A 17,725-nucleotide genomic window follows, 5' to 3' on the forward strand; every position below is an offset into this window, starting at 1 on the left:
GCCTTGATCCGGATCATACTCTTCCGTATTCTCGATTTTTTCTTCGAATATATCCTCTGTATCAAATGGAATATTAGCCGCTTCTAATTGTTCCTTTAAACTGCGGTTCTCTGCCTGAAGTTTCCTTACCAGCTTCCGAAGAGAGTCAAGATTGTATGCTTCTATGTTCATCTGCATTTTCCTTTTATCTCATAATCATTTATCATCTTTTACACACATAAAAATCACATCATTGTCACAAATCTTAGCAGAAATATCCTTATCCATAGCCAAATACATTTCTGTTACAACTCCATATAAATTAATTCATACTTTAATTTATATATTCAATAGTATTTTTTATTACATCTATACATTTTTTAACCTTTTTCATTTTAGATGCCTCTTTTTCGTCCACATCCAAAAGCAAAAATGGATTCACAGTAATCTCATTTTCCATTTCCTCTACCGTTGTTTTTAATATCTCTTTATATCTTTCAATTAATGTTCTTACATAACTTCTATTGTTGAAATCTGCATCCATATTTAATCTATATATACCTCGACTCACACAAATATAATTCATATTTCTATCTACTAGCGTTTTCAAGGCACCTGTCAACATACCTTCTGTATAATTTGCACTTGGATTTCTTCGTCTTGCGTAAGAAAACAATTCCGCCCTACTATGTTCTTCTAAATCTTCCAATAATTCTTTATAATACATCCGTATCTCACTTGCATTTGACATAAAATTCTCCTTTCCATAAATAATTATTACTCTGTTCTATTTCATTTTATCATTCATTAAAATAAATTGAAAGTACTAATTTAATTATTTATCTTTAATTTTTATTTGTTAGAATTATTTTCATGTGTTTTTATGTCGGCAATTAATCCTTCTCGCATGATCCTGCGAACATCTAGTTATTGTTATAAAAAATATGCAACTCTTTTGCCAAAAAATAGCTGAAAGCCGCATCTTTCCTATAAAACAGTAAAAGGACCATGTATCTCTACACGATCCTCGACTCATCATAACAGCTTACTTAATGTCGCAAGCTTCAATTTAATATTAATACTATTGTCATTAGCAAGTTTCTTTATCCATGTCGTATCTTCATTTCTATATGGATTCCTAAAGAACCTTTTAACAAACTTTGTCACCTGGCTCTTGAAAGACCAATTCAAATTAGAAGATAAATTGATTGAATTAAAATCCTTCACAGTTTGATTTTCATCTACCGTACCAACCAAGTATCTCAGAATTAATACATCTGCAAAAGTAAATGGCATAATATCATCTTCAAACTGCAACAAAGACATATATGGTCCACCTTGTTTCGTATCATCTGTCACCAACGAATATGCACCAAGTGTTTGTGCCAATGATATCGCATATACCTCACCCAAGTCACCTGTATCATACAGATTTCTGTTTTCATTAACATTATACTCAAAAATCTTGTATACCTGCAAATCCTTTAGCTTCTGATTCGTATATAATTCAATCTTTCCAGCAGCAATGTCAGAATCAACCTGTTCAAGCACATCCTGACCATGATTTTCTAACTCGACATCGCGAATCTGTTCATAGATGAATACGCCCTCATCAAAGAATTTAAACAATATATCCTGAAGACCTGCCTTATAGAAATGGATAATAGCATTTGTGTCTAAAGAGGCTCTCAATCGTCTAAACCTCCTATCAAATTATCCAAATCATCATCGTCATCATCAGAATATTCAACAATCTTATCGCTAACATCTTCTATGCTGAGCTGATAACAAGCCAAAACCCTTTCCAAAGTCTCCTTCGGTACCGCATTATGGTTGTAGTTATAAATAGCATAATCAATATACTCATATGGTATATCAATCTCATTACTAGGCACGTTCAGTCTTGCATTTCCACCCACACTTCGAAGCAGATTCCCAACTTTCTTTTCAATTTTTTCATTATCAAGACAAAGCTTTTGATTTGAATCAATAACATCCAGACTTTCCAATCGGTTCAATACCATATCAAAGCTAACATTAAACTCTGACATGATTCTGGCAATATCCATTGCGGATAATCCCTTTTCATGAAAATTTTGTATTTCCAAATCAATAAATCGGTCAACATCGTCAGAAGGCATCAATAAACATGCGGCAAAATAATTTGCTTCCTGCTCCTTCTCATCTGTACTTCTTCCATTAATAGTAACATTATCATCAATGAAAGAAGTCATATCCTCTAGGTGCAAAATAACATGACCAATCTCATGCGCAAGTGTAAAGATTTCTCTGGACAATCTACTGCAGCTATTCGTAAAAATAACAATATCATTGTCTTTTTTTACTGTAAATCCTAGATCGGCATTTTCTCCAAGAGGATATCTTAATAGTTTATACCCTGATCTCTCACATTCCTTAAACAAATCAATGATTCCATATCTGCTGATTTTGCACTTTTCTCTAAAGGAATCTGCTTTTATACGGATTTCTCGCTTTCTACTGTCTTGCATTCACGCACCTCCTAAATCATATCCTTGCGCTGAAGCTTTGCATACATATGCTTATTTGCGTAAAACAAATCAAGCATATCAAATATCTTTTTTGAAGATCCGTTTTCCTTTCCTACTCTATATGCAACAACCGGAGTCTCATCAAGTACTCTTGTTATATCTCTTACAGTCACATCGAGAACTTCTGCAACTTTAGAAAGGATATCCAATGTAATACTATTAACTCCACTCTCAATTCTTGCATACTTCTGTCTGCTTACTCCAATTTGATCAGCAATTTGCTCCTGAGTGAAATTTCTCGCACTTCTTAATGCCTTAATGCGACTGCCTAACATCTCATTCATGATTATCCCTCCATTTCTGTGTACTACTATTCTATCACAAAAATGAGCATTGTCAACAATAAATGTTATAATTTTGCAACACTAAGAAAATAGCATGTTTTATTTTTGATCATGTACTCCAAAATTCTGTCCATATCCTCCGTCTTCAATTTCACGAATTTACACGCAGCACCCATCCACCGTTCTATAGGAGATAATCCCGTAGAGATTTGCTGACATATCAAATCGGCAGGCTATCCCTGACACACAGCGCCCCATACCCCACCTGCGGATTCGGATACTCCGCAAATCCCGGCAGCGGTCTTGCACCTCTTCTAAAATACGCCTTCACCTTCTCCCCATACAGATACGGATCATTCCCCCTGACAATTCCCCATTCCATCAGAAGCGCCGCACCCCCAGTCGCAAATGGAGTCGCAAAGGAAGTCCCCGTAAACTGCGCATAGCCGCCTCCTACCACAGACGTCGTAATATCCACCCCCGGTGCCACAATATCCGGCTTTACCAGATTCGTCTCACGGGTATACCCTCTCCCCGAGAAATCCGCATAAGCAAAATTCAGCGGATTATATGCACCTACCGCAATCACCCTGCTCGCTGTAGATGGAATGGTAAGCGTCGTATTATCTGTCGGATATAAGAATCCTGTCCCGCGATTCAGAATCCCTTCGCTTGGAAGCCATAATTCATATGCCCCGGAAACGATTTTCTTCGGTGTCAGGACAATCTGCCAGACCCCTCCTGTAATATAAGAATCCTTTGGCAGCATATCAATATAGATTTCCTGCGCAGTACTATAAGGACTTGGCTCTCCATAATACAGCAGTATTTCCGTCTGCCCAACCGTGAATCTCTGTGATCCCAGTATCTCCTGAATCGGTCCTACCCTGACTCCTGACGGATTGACTAATGATATGTCTATAACATCCGTATACTCTTTCCATATCTGAATACTTAGCGCAGGCTGATTATTCTGCACAGCCAACTGTATGACTGCCTCCTGATCCATCGTCAGGATTCCTGACGTATGTCCGGCACTTGCAGCCTCATTGCCGGAACCGATGCAGATACAGTTCTTCCAGATATTCGAAAGATCATCAATAAAACGTTCTAGCAACGATGTTCCATCGTGTGAACCATAAGTATTGCCAAAACTAATATTGATTGCCACCGGCATGCCGAATTCCAACGCTTTTCGGATCACATAGTCAATCCCCTGCATCAATTCCGTTGTCCGCGGGAATCCTTCCTGCCTCGGGCTCCCAAGTTTTACCACAATCAGTTCACTTTGCGGTGCAACACCTGCATACTGACCGCCGCTGTTCCTTCCATTCCCTGCTGCAATACCTGCAACAGCCGTCCCATGACCAGAGGTATCCATACTCGGAACAATCTGCCTGCGTGCCTGGATTGTTGGCTGGCGCAGCGCCTCGTTAATCTGCTCCTGCGTATACTCTACTCCCATGGCATAGCCCCGAGGCGGTGTCAACTGAAACTCATAACCCCCTCTACCTTCTTCTGCTCTTTCAGACAATTCAGTTTCCATGGAAGCCGGATTTTCTGGCGTTACCGATCTCACTACCTGCGATTGATCCCACAATGCCCGAATCCTGGTCGTCCCATCCTCATTACGGAAATCTGCATTCTCATAGTCAATTCCCGAATCAATCACTGCAACCAGCACTCCCTGTCCGAATAATGCAAAACGGGCATCCTGTACTGCATCGATACAAGATACCCGTTTTCCATTCGCAACTTGGAAAAACAGCCTCTTAGGCTTCTCAATATATTCTACCTCCGGAATCCCCGCAAGCCTCACAATCAATGACTCCCGGATTGTGATGATTGCATATTCATTCTGTAGTTCTACCACCTGGCTTGCCAGTTCCCGTACTTTGTCAAGATTTCCCGAATACTTTACGATCAGATCCCATTCTCTTTCAATGGGATTATATCCTACATCCAGTTCCAAAGACTTCTCCCGTTCCTCTTGTGTAGCATCTAATGCCAGATTCAATAGATTCTCAATCTTCTGACTTGCCATATAATTCTGCCTCCCTCTTCACCGTTCGCCTATCCTCATGATGGTCTGATATTCCATAGTACGGTCTGAGGTTCCAGATTATTACCACCATTGCCCGGAGATTTTTGGTATCATAAGAACAAATCTAGTCTATGATACAAAATCATATCCCAGATACGGCGCAATCTCTGCCGGAATAAAATATCCCCGTTCATAACGGCAGACCGGGCATACCTGCGGAACCATTTTCCCAGTGTAAATATGTCCACAGTTCAAGCACATCCACTCCCCGTTTGCCTCTTTCTCAAAATACTTATTCTGTTCCAGCAACTCTGCCAGTTTGCCGAAGCGTCTGCCATGGATAGCTTCTATCTCTGCAATCTGGAAGAATGTAGACGCTGCCTCAATAAATCCTTCCTCTTTTGCTTCATTTCCAAATGCCTGATATACATCATCCGCCTCTTCCATCTCGTTGTGCTTCGCTGCTTTTAACAGATCGACCACACTCTCAAAATGATCGATCGGATAGCCTCCCGCAATCTCAATCGTAGTTCCGGAAAGGTTCTTAAGCAGATTGTAAAAACGCTCTGCATGAGCACGTTCCTGATCCGCAGTAAAAAGGAAGATCTGATTCACTGAGAATAAGCCCTGTTTCTTCGCCTCTTCTGCTGCAATGGTATACCTGTTTCTTGCCTGGCTCTCTCCGGCAAATGCTTTCATCAGATTCACTCTTGTCTTACTTTCTTTAAAATCAATAGCCATGTCACACTCTCCTTTTCATTCTTAATCCTAGTATGTGACATGGCTGCCAAATTATTCATATTTTATTAATTGAATCCAATAATTCTTCTCGCAACGCTATATGCGAGAGAAGATATCTTTCTGCCAGATTTCCCCGGTATATTCATAGTCTGTCCAAGAATACCATATCGGATCTTAATATAGACCTTGACATCCTTCTGCTTAAGATACTTCCAGAGTTCTTTCTTCTTCTCCAGATTCTCCTGTGTCTTGGATCGGATCAGAAGTATGGATGACACCGTCATCATGATTGCCAGATAGTTAATCATATATGCTCTTAATTTCTTACTGGTAACCTTCTTTAACTCATACATATCTATCATGGTCTTCGTAACGAAAATCTGCTGGTCAACCCTTGCAATCATATTCTTCTCATTGACAGACTGGTCGTCTCTTCCGATATAATACCGGTAAAAATCCACATCCAGATAGTAGATCTTACGCACATAAGGCAATGGATAATATACATAGATATTATCTACATAGAACGTATGCTTCGGCAATATCATCTGACTTAATTTCAGCATATCTGTCCGGTAGATAACCGAATGCATCAAAATATACTGATCCAAATGAAAATGCCCGATATCATCCCAACGGAATATCTCATCCTGTGGCAGTACATTACGGTAGTGGATGCATTTCTTATGCGCTGCCCCAACCTTCTCGTATACATAATTGGACACCAGCATATCTATCTGCTCATTCTCATCTTCCAGATGCCGAAGCAGTTCCAATATCTTATGCAGCGCTTCTTCATCCACCCAGTCATCACTGTCCACAACTTTAAAATATTTACCCTGTGCATTGGTAAGACCCGAATTCACCGCATCTCCGTGTCCGCCATTCTCTTTATCTACAACTTTAATAATATTCGGATACCGCTCCATGTATTCATGGGCAATCTCTGATGTTCTGTCCTTAGAGCCATCATTAACAATAATAATCTCCACATCTTCTCCGCCCGGTAGAATACTTTCAATCGCATGCGACATATAATCCTGCGAATTATAACATGGGATTGCAAATGAAATGTACTTCATTCTCTCTCTCCTTTACCTGTTAGTATATAACTTTAACTAGTATAAAACATTTTAACGATTTTTCCAACCGATTCTTTGTAAAATCTCTTTTATCTCTTTTATAAAACCTATAAAAATCTATTTTGCACAATTGTAAAATCCATCTCTATCCTTTATAGTAAATGATAGAGAATATACATGACTAGGAGGATATTGCAATGAAAAATATTATAGTTGGACAATCTGGCGGTCCTACTGCTGTCATCAACGGCAGTTTATACGGAGTGGTATCAGAAGGCTTGAAACACTCTGACTCTATAGAACGCATCTATGGAATGGTGAATGGAATCGAAGGATTCCTGAATGGAAATATGATGGATATCGGGGCTTTAGGCAAAACAAACGAACTAGAACTTGTACGCACTACTCCTGGCGCTTACTTAGGCTCCTGCCGCTACAAATTGCCGGAAGACCTGGCAGATTCAGTCTATCCTACATTGTTCCAGAAATTCGAAGAACACAATATTGGCTATTTCTTCTACATCGGCGGAAATGATTCTATGGATACTGTAAGCAAGTTGTCTCGCTATGCCGAGGAAATCCACAGTGACATCCGTTTCATCGGCGTTCCAAAGACGATTGACAACGATCTGGTAGAGACGGATCACACGCCAGGATACGGAAGTGCTGCTAAGTACGTGGCTACCGTTGTTCGTGAGATTGCAACTGACGCAAACGTATATGATAACAAGCAGTCCGTTACCATTGTAGAAGTTATGGGACGCCATGCAGGATGGCTGACTGCTGCCAGCATTCTTGCGCGTAAGTTCGAAGGCGATAATCCGGTATTGATCTATCTTCCCGAAGTTGCATTCGATCAGGATGCATTTATCGAAAAAGTCAGAGAAGGACTTAAGACAACTCCGAATCTGGTTGTCTGCATCTCTGAGGGAATCAATGACGGCAACGGTACATTCATCTGCGAATATGCAAGCGATGTAGGTACTGACTCTTTCGGGCATAAGATGCTGACCGGCTCCGGCAAATACCTGGAGAATCTGGTAAAGGAGAAGATTGGTGTAAAGGTTCGTTCAATTGAGCTGAATGTGTGCCAGCGCTGTTCCTGCGCGCACCTGTCCAGAGTTGACCTGGATGAATCTGTGAATGCCGGTATCTATGCTGTTCAGGTGGCACTTATGGGCGACACCGGCAAGATGATTACATTTATCAGGAATAAGAGCGTTCCTTATGAGTTGTCTTATGGCACTGCGGACGTGAATATCATCTGCAATCAAGAAAAACCTGTTCCGGCTGAGTGGATCATTAATGAAGGCTCTGACATCAGCGATCAGTTTATTGATTATGTAAGACCACTGACACAGGGATATGTGGAACTTCCTACCAAGAATGGCATTCCGCTTTTTGCTTATAGAAAATAGTGTTCATAATTTGTTCATTTATCTTTCAAAAAACCTTCATTTGTTTAACATTGTTTCTTCATAGGTCTAGTTTATACTAAACGTATCAAATGAAAAGAACACTAAACACAATTTTGAATAAACTTTTTCATAATACATGCCGGGAATTGGTAACACAATCACCCGGCATCCTCCCTTTTTATGGGGTTTTCAAACCGCCCTCACATTTTTAGTCGCTACAATGTCAGTTCCCGTATCAGCCACATTCTCCAAGATCACCTCTCCGATACATACCGGTGCATTTAAGGTAACTTCTTTCAACGCTTTCACACAATCCATAATCTTCCCTTTGGGAATATCTTCTTTCGTCTTCACCGATACCATGCTCTCATCTCCACCCGTCACCCTTATCGTGGAAGTTACGATTCTGGTCGGATTGGTCACTTCTTTTCTGGCATAGATATCACCGCGTTTACACGTATTCCCACTAACCTTTACTACTTCAGTTCCATTCATTGTGACCGCAAGAGCGCATCCCATCGGACAGTTAATACATATCAGATTCCTCTCTTCCATCTTCTCTACGCCTCCTCAATCTTCACCGTTATCATCTCAAGATCCGGATACTTTTCCAACTGCTCTTTTGTTAACTTAATCTCTTCCATCTCACCAGGCGCAACTACCGGTCGTTTCTTATGAATCACTCGCTCATCGTCAAAATATGCACTTATAAAGCAATTCTGATATACGCCGCCAACACGGAAACGTACTGTCAGTGTATCAGCCATCCGGTCTACATGAATTGTTTCCGGCACGGTATAACGCACACCATCTGTTGCCTTCAACCGGACACATGGCTTTTTCCCCTTATCTGATGCCGGTCTATCTGTTATTCCTTCTGATTTTACATACATGGCTGCATTCTTTCCTGCCGCTTTCGCCTCCTCAGATACGAAATCCACCAGGTCATGCACATGAAGCACATTGCCACACGCAAATACACCTTCGATATTCGTCTCCAGGCTCTCGTTGACTCTTGGTCCGGAAGTGACCGGATTCAACTCCACGCCCATTCCGCCGGAAAGTTCATTTTCCGGAATCAGTCCGACGGATAGCAGCAAAGTATCACAGGAATAGAATTCTTCTGTTCCCGAAATCGGCTTGCCTTTTCCATCTACCTCCGCAAGCGTAACTCCCTCCAGTCTTTCTTTCCCTTGAATATCAACAACTGTATGGCTTAATTTTAACGGAATCCCATAGTCATCCAGGCACTGAACGATATTTCTTTTAAGCCCGCCGGAATATGGCATTAATTCTGCCACTACTTTTACTTTGGCTCCTTCCAACGTCATTCTTCTTGCCATGATCAGACCGATATCGCCGGAACCTAAGATGACAACTTCTCTTCCCGGCAGATAGCCTTCCATATTCACCAGCCTCTGCGCCGTTCCGGCTGAAAAGATTCCCGCCGGACGATATCCCGGAATGTTCAATGCGCCTCTTGGTCTCTCTCTGCATCCCATTGCCAGGATGACTGCCTTCGCCTGAATCTCAAAAAGCCCTTCCTCCCGATTCATAGCAGTGATCACTTTGTCTGCACGAATATCCATTACCATTGTATGAAGTTTATACTCTATCTGAAGTTCATTTACCTGTTCGATGAATCTGCCTGCATATTCCGGTCCGGTTAGTTCTTCTTTGAATGTATGTAAGCCGAAGCCATTGTGAATACATTGATTCAGAATGCCGCCAAGTTCCTTATCTCTCTCCAGGATCAGAATGCTTTCAATTCCGTTCTCCTTAGCGGAAACTGCTGCTGCAAGCCCCGCAGGACCGCCGCCGATAATCACAATATCATAATTCTTCATCTTTTTTTGCGCCTCCTTATATTGTATCTTTATTAACACCTACGACAATCTTTGATGCTCCTCCCGACTTCGTAACATCCTGCATATCTACCTTCAGTTCCCTTGCCAGAATCTCCATAGTTCTTGGCGAACAGAAGCCAGCCTGACAGCGTCCCATGCCCGCTCTTGTCCTGCGTTTCACTCCATCCAGAGATCTCGCGCCAAGAGGACGTCTGATCGCATCAATAATCTCACCTTCTGTTATCATCTCACACCGGCAGATAATATTGCCGTATGCCGGATTATTTTTTATTAACTCTATCCGTTCCTCTTTTGATAATGTCTCCGGATTCAGGATTCCTTTTCTCGTTGCGATGAACTCTTCTTTTTCTTCCAGCCTCATCTTATCTCTTAACATATCTGCAACTAATTCTCCGATCGCCGGACAGCTGGTAAGCCCCGGAGACTCAATTCCTGCACAATCAATGAAGCCTTTGGCGTCTTCTACCTCTTCAATGATGAATTCATCCTGATCTTCATGCGCCCGAAGCCCTGCGAATGAAGTGATTACCTGTCTCATCGGAAGGTTCTTTACATTCATTCCCGCTTTTGCAAGCACCTGGTCAAGTCCTTCCCTGGTTGTATTCGTTCCTTCTTTATTAGGAATATCGATTGCAGTTGGTCCTACCAGCAGATTGCCATGGGCAGTTGGCGCTACAAGAACCCCCTTTCCATAGATACCCGGCAAGGCAAATATTGTACTGCTCACATGTTTTCCGGCACTTTTATCCAACAGGAAATAATCTCCCTTTCTTGCAGTAATATGTATCTTCTGATCACTGACCATATTGTGGAAATGATCTGCATACACACCGGCTGCATTTACCACATATCCAGCCCTATAATCTCCCTGACTTGTATGTAGTATAAATCCTTCCTCTGATTTTTCAATCTTCTGGACTTCCGTATGAAACCGAAATTCCACACCATTCGTATTCGCATTTTCTGCCAGTGCAATATTAAGACCGAAAGGGCACACGATTCCTCCGGTAGGCGCATATAGCGCTGCATATACCTCATCCGTAATATTCGGTTCCCTCTCTTTTACTTCTTCTTTCATCAGAATCTGAAGCCCCCAAACCCCATTGGCAACTCCTCTGTCATATAGTTCCTGTAATCTTGGCATATCTTTTTTGTCCAAACAGATTACCAGTGAACCATTGCGGAAAAAAGGAAAATCCAGATCCTTAGATAACTGTTCCATCATTGCATTACCTCGCAGATTCATCTTCGCCTTCATAGAACCGATTGGCGCATCGTACCCGGCATGGACGATTCCGCTGTTGGCTTTGGAAGTTCCACAGCATACATCTTCTTCTCTTTCTAATACACACGCATTCACTTTGTATCGGGAAAGTTCTCGTGCAATGGCACTGCCAGATACCCCCGCTCCTATAATTATCACATCATAATCATACATGATTGCTTCTCCTCCTATCATAATATCCACTCAGTTAATTTTTTTAAGACATTTCTCTTCTTAAGAAATATCTTAAAATCAAAAAGGAGCCAGTAAAATAAACGCATCTCTTTCAATGCGACTATTGCTGGCTCCTCTCTCATGCAACGATCTATTCACTTGATACTATTTTGGTTTATTCGTCTTTTGCCCATCCATATGCATACTTAACCGCTTTGTTCCATCCTTTGATTCTCTTGACTCTTTCTTCTTCTTCAATGGATGGGGTAAACGTCCGGTCAATCGCCCAGTTCTTAATGACCTCTTCCTTACTCTTCCAGTATCCGACTGCCAGACCGGCAAGATATGCAGCTCCCATTGCTGTCGTCTCTACACACTGTGGGCGCTGTACCGGGGCGTTGATTATATCCGCCTGGGTCTGCATCAGAAAGTCATTCGCACTGGCACCGCCATCTACTTTCAGGGCTGCAAGGGATATGCCCGAATCCGCTCCCATGGCATTCAGCACGTCATTGACCTGATAAGCCAGAGACTCTAATGTAGCACGGATGATATGATATTTATTCACGCCACGGGTGATTCCTACAATCGTTCCTCTTGCATATTGATCCCAGTGTGGCGCTCCAAGCCCTGTAAATGCAGGAACCACATAACATCCATTGGTATCCTTTACCTTCTTAGCCATATACTCAGAATCGATTGCGGAATCAATCAGACGCATCTCGTCTCTCAACCACTGAACTGCAGCTCCCGCTACGAAGATAGAACCTTCCAGTGCATAATTCACTTTTCCATCCAATCCCCATGCAATCGTTGTGATCAACCCATTTTTAGAGAATACCGGCTTTTCTCCTGTATTCATCAACAAGAAACATCCGGTTCCATAGGTATTCTTCGCCTCGCCCGCATTAAAACAAGTCTGGCCAAATAACGCCGACTGCTGATCTCCCGCTGCACCTGCGATTGGAATCGGTCCCCCTAAGAAAGATGGATCTGCCTCTCCATAGATACAGCTGGATGGCTTTGCTTCCGGAAGCATGCACTTTGGAATGTCCAGTTCTTCCAGGATCTCATCATCCCATTCTAGCGTATTAATATTGAAAAGCATGGTTCGTGATGCATTGGAATAATCCGTCACATGAACCGCACCTTTCGTTAATTTCCAGATCAGCCATGTCTCCACCGTTCCAAAGAGCAGTTCCCCTCTCTTCGCTCTTTCTCTTGCTCCCGGCACATTGTCAAGAATCCATTTCACCTTAGTGGCAGAAAAATACGCATCTATCACCAGCCCGGTCTTCTCTCTGAACTTTTCTACCAGTCCTTTTTCCTTCAAAGAATCGCTATATTCGGAAGTTCTTCTGCACTGCCATACGATTGCATGATAAACAGGTTCCCCTGTATTCTTATCCCACACAATGACCGTCTCTCTCTGATTGGTGATTCCGATCGCAGCAATATCCTCTGCTGTCGCTCCTATCATATTCATCGCTTCCACTGCGACTCCTAGCTGGCTTGCCCAGATCTCATCCGCATCATGCTCTACCCAGCCCGGCTTCGGGAAATATTGCTTGAATTCTCTCTGTGCAACACTGCACATCTCCCCCGCCTCATTAAATAAGATGCATCGGTTGCTTGTCGTTCCTGCATCCAGCGCCATTACATATTTTGTCATTATGTAATCCTCCCTTTTCTTGATTGTATCTTTTTATTATTAGCACCTCACGGCTTTACATCTGCCATACATCCTGATTCGTGGTTGATACTGCAATCACTCCCGCTGACAGGGCTGCCATCACTGACTCTTTATCCCGAATCAGCCCACCTGCGATAATCGGCGTTCTGGATTCCTTACAGATCTTACCGATCACCTTCGGCATAAGACCCGGCAATACTTCAATAAAATCAGGTCTTACCATGGATTGCTGCTGCTTGATATTCTCTAATGCCATAGAATCAATCAGAAAATATCTCAAAATCGTACACAGAGATAATTCTCTTCCCCTTCGGATTAACGTAGGCTTGGTCGTGATAATTCCATCAGCCATCGTATGATTCTTAATATAATCTACGGCTATCTCCTTTGAACTCAATCCCGTAATTAAATCCATATGTACCATTGCAAGCATTCCTGCCTTCTTAACCTTTTCAACAATATCCCCTATCGAGCAGATGTCTCCAAATAAGATAAAGACTACTTTGATATTCTCTGACTTACAACACTTTTCCAAACCATCCTTATCTTTAATTGCCGCAATCACTGGATTGCTCTCAATCGTATCGTAATATTTTCTGTCCATCTGCCTCCACCTTCATTCCTTAATCGCTTGCCAGTTCTATCCCACAAAAAGGATATTCAAAGAAAAAAGAGCAAACTAAATAACAACACTTTGTTGTATCATTTGCTCTCTTGTCTCAGCACATTCATTTAACTATATAAACTATATCATATCATGCTAATTTTCACAACTATTTTTATAATGATTGATGATTTATTGGTGACTTTTTTTCTCCTGCCTTCTCCAAAGCATCCCTCCACTTCCCAGGATTATAAGTACAGCTACAAATCCAAATGCAACTACAATCTCTCCAGCCATCCCCTCTTCTTCACCACTATCCATCGACTTTTTCTCCTTCATCGACTCCGCTGAACCACTAATCTTTTGGACAACTGGTTTTACTATCTTTTCCAGTATACTCTTTTTTTCAACCACCTGAAATTTCAGTCTTGAAGTTGTCTGGTTTCCCGCCTTATCATATGCCTTTACCGAGATCTCATAATCTTTACGGTCTTGTACATTGTACTGATAAACCTTGCCTCTTGAAGATGTCTTCTGTAACACTCCATTCACACGTATCTCATCAATGAAGTCTTCTTGATTCTTAAGCGTAATCTGAAATTCCTTTTCTTCTTCGTATGTCTCTCCCTCCTCCACATCTTTATAGATTACCTGTGGAGGTGTATGGTCTATCACAAAATGTGCCTTTGCTGTTCCTGTATTCCCTGCTGAATCTACGGCTTTGATTTCTAACGCATGGCTTCCTTCCCTTGTTACTTTATCTCCCATGTGGTAAGGCTTTCCATCCAGCGTTATGGTATATGTATAACTGGTAAAATCCTGAATACACTCTTCTGCCGGATAATTCCAACAGAAACTCTGTAGATACTGATGGTCAATCTGATCCACATATCCAATGACAGGATTCTCCTTATCGATAATGACCTGTGCACTGCTATTATCCCCATATCCAGACTGATCCTTAGCCTCTACACTTAACTGATAGATGCCATCCTCCGTCAGTGTCTGGCATGCACGGATTCCATTCCCTGTGTCTTTCCACTCTTCGGCTTTCATTACTGTCACTTTCCCCTGTGGATCTTCCCATCTGGCACTAGCACTTGCCTGTCCAATCAGATTCTCTTCTTCTATTAGGTAGTTCACTTCTACCGGCTGGCTGGTTATCATATAGTTCTGAACACCTTCTATGGATGCCTTGGGCGGTTGGCTGTCAATATAGATTCCCACCGTCTGTTCAGCGTGATTTCCAGCCCGATCCCTAATCCTTATGGTAACAGGCACTGCATTCCCTTTCGCTGACATCTGCGCAATCCGAAATCCCGCATTTGCCTGGTGACTGCTGCCAAATAGTTGGTTTTCCGAAAAGCAGGTGATATATTCTGCCTGGCTTCCCTTCTCTCCATCTTCACCTATAACACTAATAAACACTTCTTTCTGATACCACGCATCCAGCCCTCTCGGTGTCTGTATCCGAATAACGGGCGCTATCGTATCAATCCTGAAATCCCGTTCCAGTGTATATTCTTCAATACGCCTGCCTGTTTCATCCTCCATCCATACAGACAGGTGATTCGTCCCTTCCTGGAATTTCTCTTTCTCAATTCGCATCTTCCCTTCTGGCTGCTTCAATTCGCCCTCTGTTATCTGGCCATCACTATCTGAAAAACGATATTTTGTAGTTCCTCTGATGCTCATATGACAGATCTCTACATCTGGCTTTGTAATATAATAGCCATTTTCTCCGTCTTCTGGTGCAATTACTATCTCAAAGCATACCATTTCTTCCGGAGGTTCCTCCCCTCCGCCCTCTACTTCTTCCGGAGGCTTTTCTTCCCCTTCCGACGGCTGCTCTTCTCCTTTGTCTTCATCTTCCGCTTTATCTTCGCCTTCCTCTTTGTCGCCATCTTTCCCTTTGTCTCGATTCTCCCCTTTGTCTTCATCTTCTGGCAATTTCCCATTCTCCCAATTACGTTCCGGTATCCTTCCGTCTTCCTCATCCGGCAACATTTCTCCTCCTTCTTCCCTGAATGACTGTTCTGTTCCTCCCGACAACTTCGCACCCTCTTCTCCTTCTCCAGACACACCAAATGCCTTACGATTCTCCTGTGCATTTGCAAGACACATTCTTTCTTCTTGCGCATATGCCAGATCCACGAATCTCTCCTGCTGACAATATAACATTACCATCACAACAAGAAATGCCACAATACTTCTCAGTTTCCTACCCATACCTCTTCTCCTTCCACATGTATCTCATATTCTCTCTGCAACTTCTGAAACTCCTCTTTCTCCAGAATCTTCGGTATCTGCCGGATATATTCCCGTATGGTCTGCGCACAGACATCCCGGCCGACAGACGCATCCTTACACAATAACCGGATATGGATCATCCTAAGTTCTTCTGAGTCTTTCAATTCTTCAATTCCCTGCACACACGTATCAAGTGCCCTATCATTCCGATCGCAGGCTTCATACAATATCACAATATTCCGGTACAGTTCTTCTCGCCTGCCTGCATCCGTTTCCTGTTCCAGTACCACCTCGTACATATGCGCGGCTTCTTCTTTCTTCTCCATCTTCTCATAAGCGGATGCCATATACTCCTGAATCTCTGTTATTTCTTCACTATTATTCCCCTCTATGTCCAGATACTTCCTGCCAAGACGCAGAATCTCTTCGGATGCTTCTTCCGTACCCAGCAGTCCGTAACCTTTCACCAGGCAATGATAATACCGCCCCTCATCACCATTGCGAACTATTTCGCTCTTCGCTTGTTTCTCTTGAATCAGTTCTGCTTGAATCTGTTCTTCCAGGCTTTTCAGATGCTTTTCAATCAATTCCACATCTTTTTCCTCTTCATTACTTAAAAATGCTTGAACAATGATTCCAAGATCTACAGCCGGAACATAGTTTTTTCTAATCTTATTTAGACAGCAAAGGCTTTTCTCATAGTCCTCCACATCCAGAAAATACGCGATTGCCAATTCCATGTATTCCTCAGTATCATTGGAGGCACCTTCTGAAACCTTCTGTATCTCTGCCCTTTTCGTTTTCTTCTTACTATCTGAATCCTCTGTCTTCTCTTCTTGTGTACTTTCCTGCGATATTCTCTCCTTCTGGTTTCCATATTCTGTGAACACGAGCATCTTGCATATAACCCCAGATGCAAGAATAATTCCTCCTGCTACAAGAATTCTACGGATACCGTGGTGGGAATTCTTCGCCTTTGTCTTATATATCGGGATAACTTTTCGAATCTCTGATACATTTTGATATGATGATTTTGATTGCCTTTTCAGGCATTTTGATATGATTCTTTGAAATCTTTTCTCTTCTCGTTTACTTAAGGGCGGATCTGGTTCGGAGATAGACAGCAGATATTGAATCGTCTTGCCAAGCCCATAGATATCCAGCCCGATACTTGCTTTCTGATAATAGGGTTCTTCTGCCGGAAGAAATGCTTCCCGCACGACACGCCTTCGCATCAGTTTTAACTGTTTCTCATTGGAACTGGCATCCATATCCAGAAAATACAATTCCTCATCTTCTGCCAGGACAATGCTATAAGGATTCACATACTGATAATATGACTTCTTCCGACACTTATGTATCATGCTAAGTTGCCTTGTCATACTTTGAATCCAGCCGAATAATTTCTCTTTTGTAATATGGGGATGGAACTTTAGCCAGTTAGCCAATACCCTTCCCTCGACATATTCCGAACTGATATAACATATCTGCCCATGTTCAATCAGACGCAACACGTCATATCCTTCTTTTGATGACACCCACACCACCTCTTTTTCCCATAGGGCTGAAATATTGTTGAAATTAACATTGAAACAAATTGAAATAACAGATCTCATGATTCTTTTGAATAATAGAGTGATTTATATATTACTTGATTTACAGCAAAAATACAAGTACTTTTTCAACTTTATATGATTTATTTGTAACAGTTCAGCCATAAGCCGGATTGTTACTTTATTTTCATATTGCAGATG

Annotated in this window: 15 protein-coding genes; 1 reads left to right on the forward strand and 14 read right to left on the reverse strand. The window is 42.0% G+C overall.

From position 1 onward, the window contains the following. Positions 1-313 precede the first annotated feature (313 nt). The 7 genes from ACQRBN_RS14060 to ACQRBN_RS14090 form a co-directional block, all read right to left on the reverse strand. A complete protein-coding gene (locus ACQRBN_RS14060; RefSeq protein ID WP_427739632.1) occupies positions 314-730 on the reverse strand; it encodes a hypothetical protein in 417 nt (138 codons plus the stop codon). A gap of 284 nt (positions 731-1,014) precedes the next feature. Continuing rightward, a complete protein-coding gene (locus ACQRBN_RS14065) occupies positions 1,015-1,671 on the reverse strand; it encodes a PIN domain-containing protein (RefSeq protein ID WP_427739633.1) in 657 nt (218 codons plus the stop codon). Next, the gene (locus ACQRBN_RS14070; protein ID WP_427739634.1) at positions 1,668-2,489 is read right to left on the reverse strand and encodes an ImmA/IrrE family metallo-endopeptidase; all 822 of its coding nucleotides are present in this window, start codon (positions 2,487-2,489) and stop codon (positions 1,668-1,670) included. Before ACQRBN_RS14070 ends, ACQRBN_RS14065 begins: the two co-directional genes overlap by 4 nt. A gap of 11 nt (positions 2,490-2,500) precedes the next feature. Beyond that, entirely contained in the window at positions 2,501-2,833 is a 333-nt protein-coding gene (locus tag ACQRBN_RS14075) for a helix-turn-helix transcriptional regulator (protein WP_427739635.1), read from the reverse strand. A gap of 220 nt (positions 2,834-3,053) precedes the next feature. Continuing rightward, positions 3,054-4,877, reverse strand: coding sequence for a S8 family peptidase (locus tag ACQRBN_RS14080; RefSeq protein ID WP_427739636.1), 1,824 nt, complete (start codon positions 4,875-4,877; stop codon positions 3,054-3,056). Positions 4,878-5,006: 129 nt separating this feature from the next. Next, positions 5,007-5,618 carry a rubrerythrin gene (rbr, locus tag ACQRBN_RS14085; protein ID WP_427739637.1) on the reverse strand — a complete coding sequence of 204 codons (612 nt, stop codon included), beginning with the start codon at positions 5,616-5,618 and terminating at the stop codon, positions 5,007-5,009. A 65-nt stretch (positions 5,619-5,683) separates the two neighbouring features. Then, positions 5,684-6,700, reverse strand: a complete 1,017-nt coding sequence (locus tag ACQRBN_RS14090; RefSeq protein ID WP_427739639.1) for a glycosyltransferase family 2 protein — start codon at positions 6,698-6,700, stop codon at positions 5,684-5,686. Between the two features lie 197 nt (positions 6,701-6,897). On the opposite strand from ACQRBN_RS14090, the gene ACQRBN_RS14095 reads away from it, so the two are divergent. Further along, positions 6,898-8,118: a 6-phosphofructokinase gene (locus ACQRBN_RS14095; RefSeq protein ID WP_427739641.1), complete on the forward strand. Its 1,221-nt coding sequence runs from the start codon at positions 6,898-6,900 to the stop codon at positions 8,116-8,118. Positions 8,119-8,307: 189 nt separating this feature from the next. Here the strand turns inward: ACQRBN_RS14095 and ACQRBN_RS14100 are convergent, their stop codons facing one another. The 7 genes from ACQRBN_RS14100 to ACQRBN_RS14130 all read right to left on the reverse strand — a co-directional run bounded on the left by ACQRBN_RS14100 (position 8,308) and on the right by ACQRBN_RS14130 (position 17,509). Beyond that, positions 8,308-8,673 (reverse strand): DUF1667 domain-containing protein, encoded by a 366-nt coding sequence (locus ACQRBN_RS14100; RefSeq protein WP_427739643.1) that lies wholly within the window; start codon positions 8,671-8,673, stop codon positions 8,308-8,310. A 5-nt stretch (positions 8,674-8,678) separates the two neighbouring features. Continuing rightward, on the reverse strand, positions 8,679-9,965 hold the full coding sequence (locus tag ACQRBN_RS14105; RefSeq protein ID WP_427739644.1) for an NAD(P)/FAD-dependent oxidoreductase: 1,287 nt from the start codon (positions 9,963-9,965) through the stop codon (positions 8,679-8,681). 16 nt (positions 9,966-9,981) lie between these two features. Further along, positions 9,982-11,424: an NAD(P)/FAD-dependent oxidoreductase gene (locus ACQRBN_RS14110; protein ID WP_427739645.1), complete on the reverse strand. Its 1,443-nt coding sequence runs from the start codon at positions 11,422-11,424 to the stop codon at positions 9,982-9,984. A gap of 175 nt (positions 11,425-11,599) precedes the next feature. Next, positions 11,600-13,096 (reverse strand): glycerol kinase GlpK, encoded by a 1,497-nt coding sequence (gene glpK, locus ACQRBN_RS14115; RefSeq protein ID WP_427739646.1) that lies wholly within the window; start codon positions 13,094-13,096, stop codon positions 11,600-11,602. Between the two features lie 55 nt (positions 13,097-13,151). Further along, on the reverse strand, positions 13,152-13,721 hold the full coding sequence (locus ACQRBN_RS14120) for a glycerol-3-phosphate responsive antiterminator (protein WP_427739647.1): 570 nt from the start codon (positions 13,719-13,721) through the stop codon (positions 13,152-13,154). Positions 13,722-13,913: 192 nt separating this feature from the next. Continuing rightward, positions 13,914-15,950 carry a hypothetical protein gene (locus ACQRBN_RS14125; RefSeq protein WP_427739648.1) on the reverse strand — a complete coding sequence of 679 codons (2,037 nt, stop codon included), beginning with the start codon at positions 15,948-15,950 and terminating at the stop codon, positions 13,914-13,916. Then, positions 15,935-17,509 carry a hypothetical protein gene (locus tag ACQRBN_RS14130; protein WP_427739649.1) on the reverse strand — a complete coding sequence of 525 codons (1,575 nt, stop codon included), beginning with the start codon at positions 17,507-17,509 and terminating at the stop codon, positions 15,935-15,937. The genes ACQRBN_RS14125 and ACQRBN_RS14130 overlap by 16 nt, the downstream gene beginning before the upstream one ends. Positions 17,510-17,725: the final 216 nt, after the last annotated feature.

This window comes from Bariatricus sp. SGI.154, from assembly GCF_050313795.1.
GTDB lineage: Bacteria > Bacillota > Clostridia > Lachnospirales > Lachnospiraceae > CAMBRQ01.

Excerpts from the sequence above, each read along its gene's own strand:
- ACQRBN_RS14070 (WP_427739634.1), bottom strand. The coding sequence starts at position 2,489 with ATGCAAGACAGTAGAAAGCGAGAAATCCGTATAAAAGCAGATTCCTTT.
- ACQRBN_RS14105 (WP_427739644.1), bottom strand. The coding sequence starts at position 9,965 with ATGAAGAATTATGATATTGTGATTATCGGCGGCGGTCCTGCGGGGCTT.
- ACQRBN_RS14095 (WP_427739641.1), top strand. The coding sequence starts at position 6,898 with ATGAAAAATATTATAGTTGGACAATCTGGCGGTCCTACTGCTGTCATC.
- ACQRBN_RS14060 (WP_427739632.1), bottom strand. The coding sequence starts at position 730 with ATGTCAAATGCAAGTGAGATACGGATGTATTATAAAGAATTATTGGAA.
- ACQRBN_RS14110 (WP_427739645.1), bottom strand. The coding sequence starts at position 11,424 with ATGTATGATTATGATGTGATAATTATAGGAGCGGGGGTATCTGGCAGT.
- glpK (WP_427739646.1), bottom strand. The coding sequence starts at position 13,096 with ATGACAAAATATGTAATGGCGCTGGATGCAGGAACGACAAGCAACCGA.
- rbr (WP_427739637.1), bottom strand. The coding sequence starts at position 5,618 with ATGGCTATTGATTTTAAAGAAAGTAAGACAAGAGTGAATCTGATGAAA.
- ACQRBN_RS14075 (WP_427739635.1), bottom strand. The coding sequence starts at position 2,833 with ATGAATGAGATGTTAGGCAGTCGCATTAAGGCATTAAGAAGTGCGAGA.
- ACQRBN_RS14125 (WP_427739648.1), bottom strand. The coding sequence starts at position 15,950 with ATGGGTAGGAAACTGAGAAGTATTGTGGCATTTCTTGTTGTGATGGTA.
- ACQRBN_RS14090 (WP_427739639.1), bottom strand. The coding sequence starts at position 6,700 with ATGAAGTACATTTCATTTGCAATCCCATGTTATAATTCGCAGGATTAT.
- ACQRBN_RS14100 (WP_427739643.1), bottom strand. The coding sequence starts at position 8,673 with ATGGAAGAGAGGAATCTGATATGTATTAACTGTCCGATGGGATGCGCT.
- ACQRBN_RS14120 (WP_427739647.1), bottom strand. The coding sequence starts at position 13,721 with ATGGACAGAAAATATTACGATACGATTGAGAGCAATCCAGTGATTGCG.
- ACQRBN_RS14080 (WP_427739636.1), bottom strand. The coding sequence starts at position 4,877 with ATGGCAAGTCAGAAGATTGAGAATCTATTGAATCTGGCATTAGATGCT.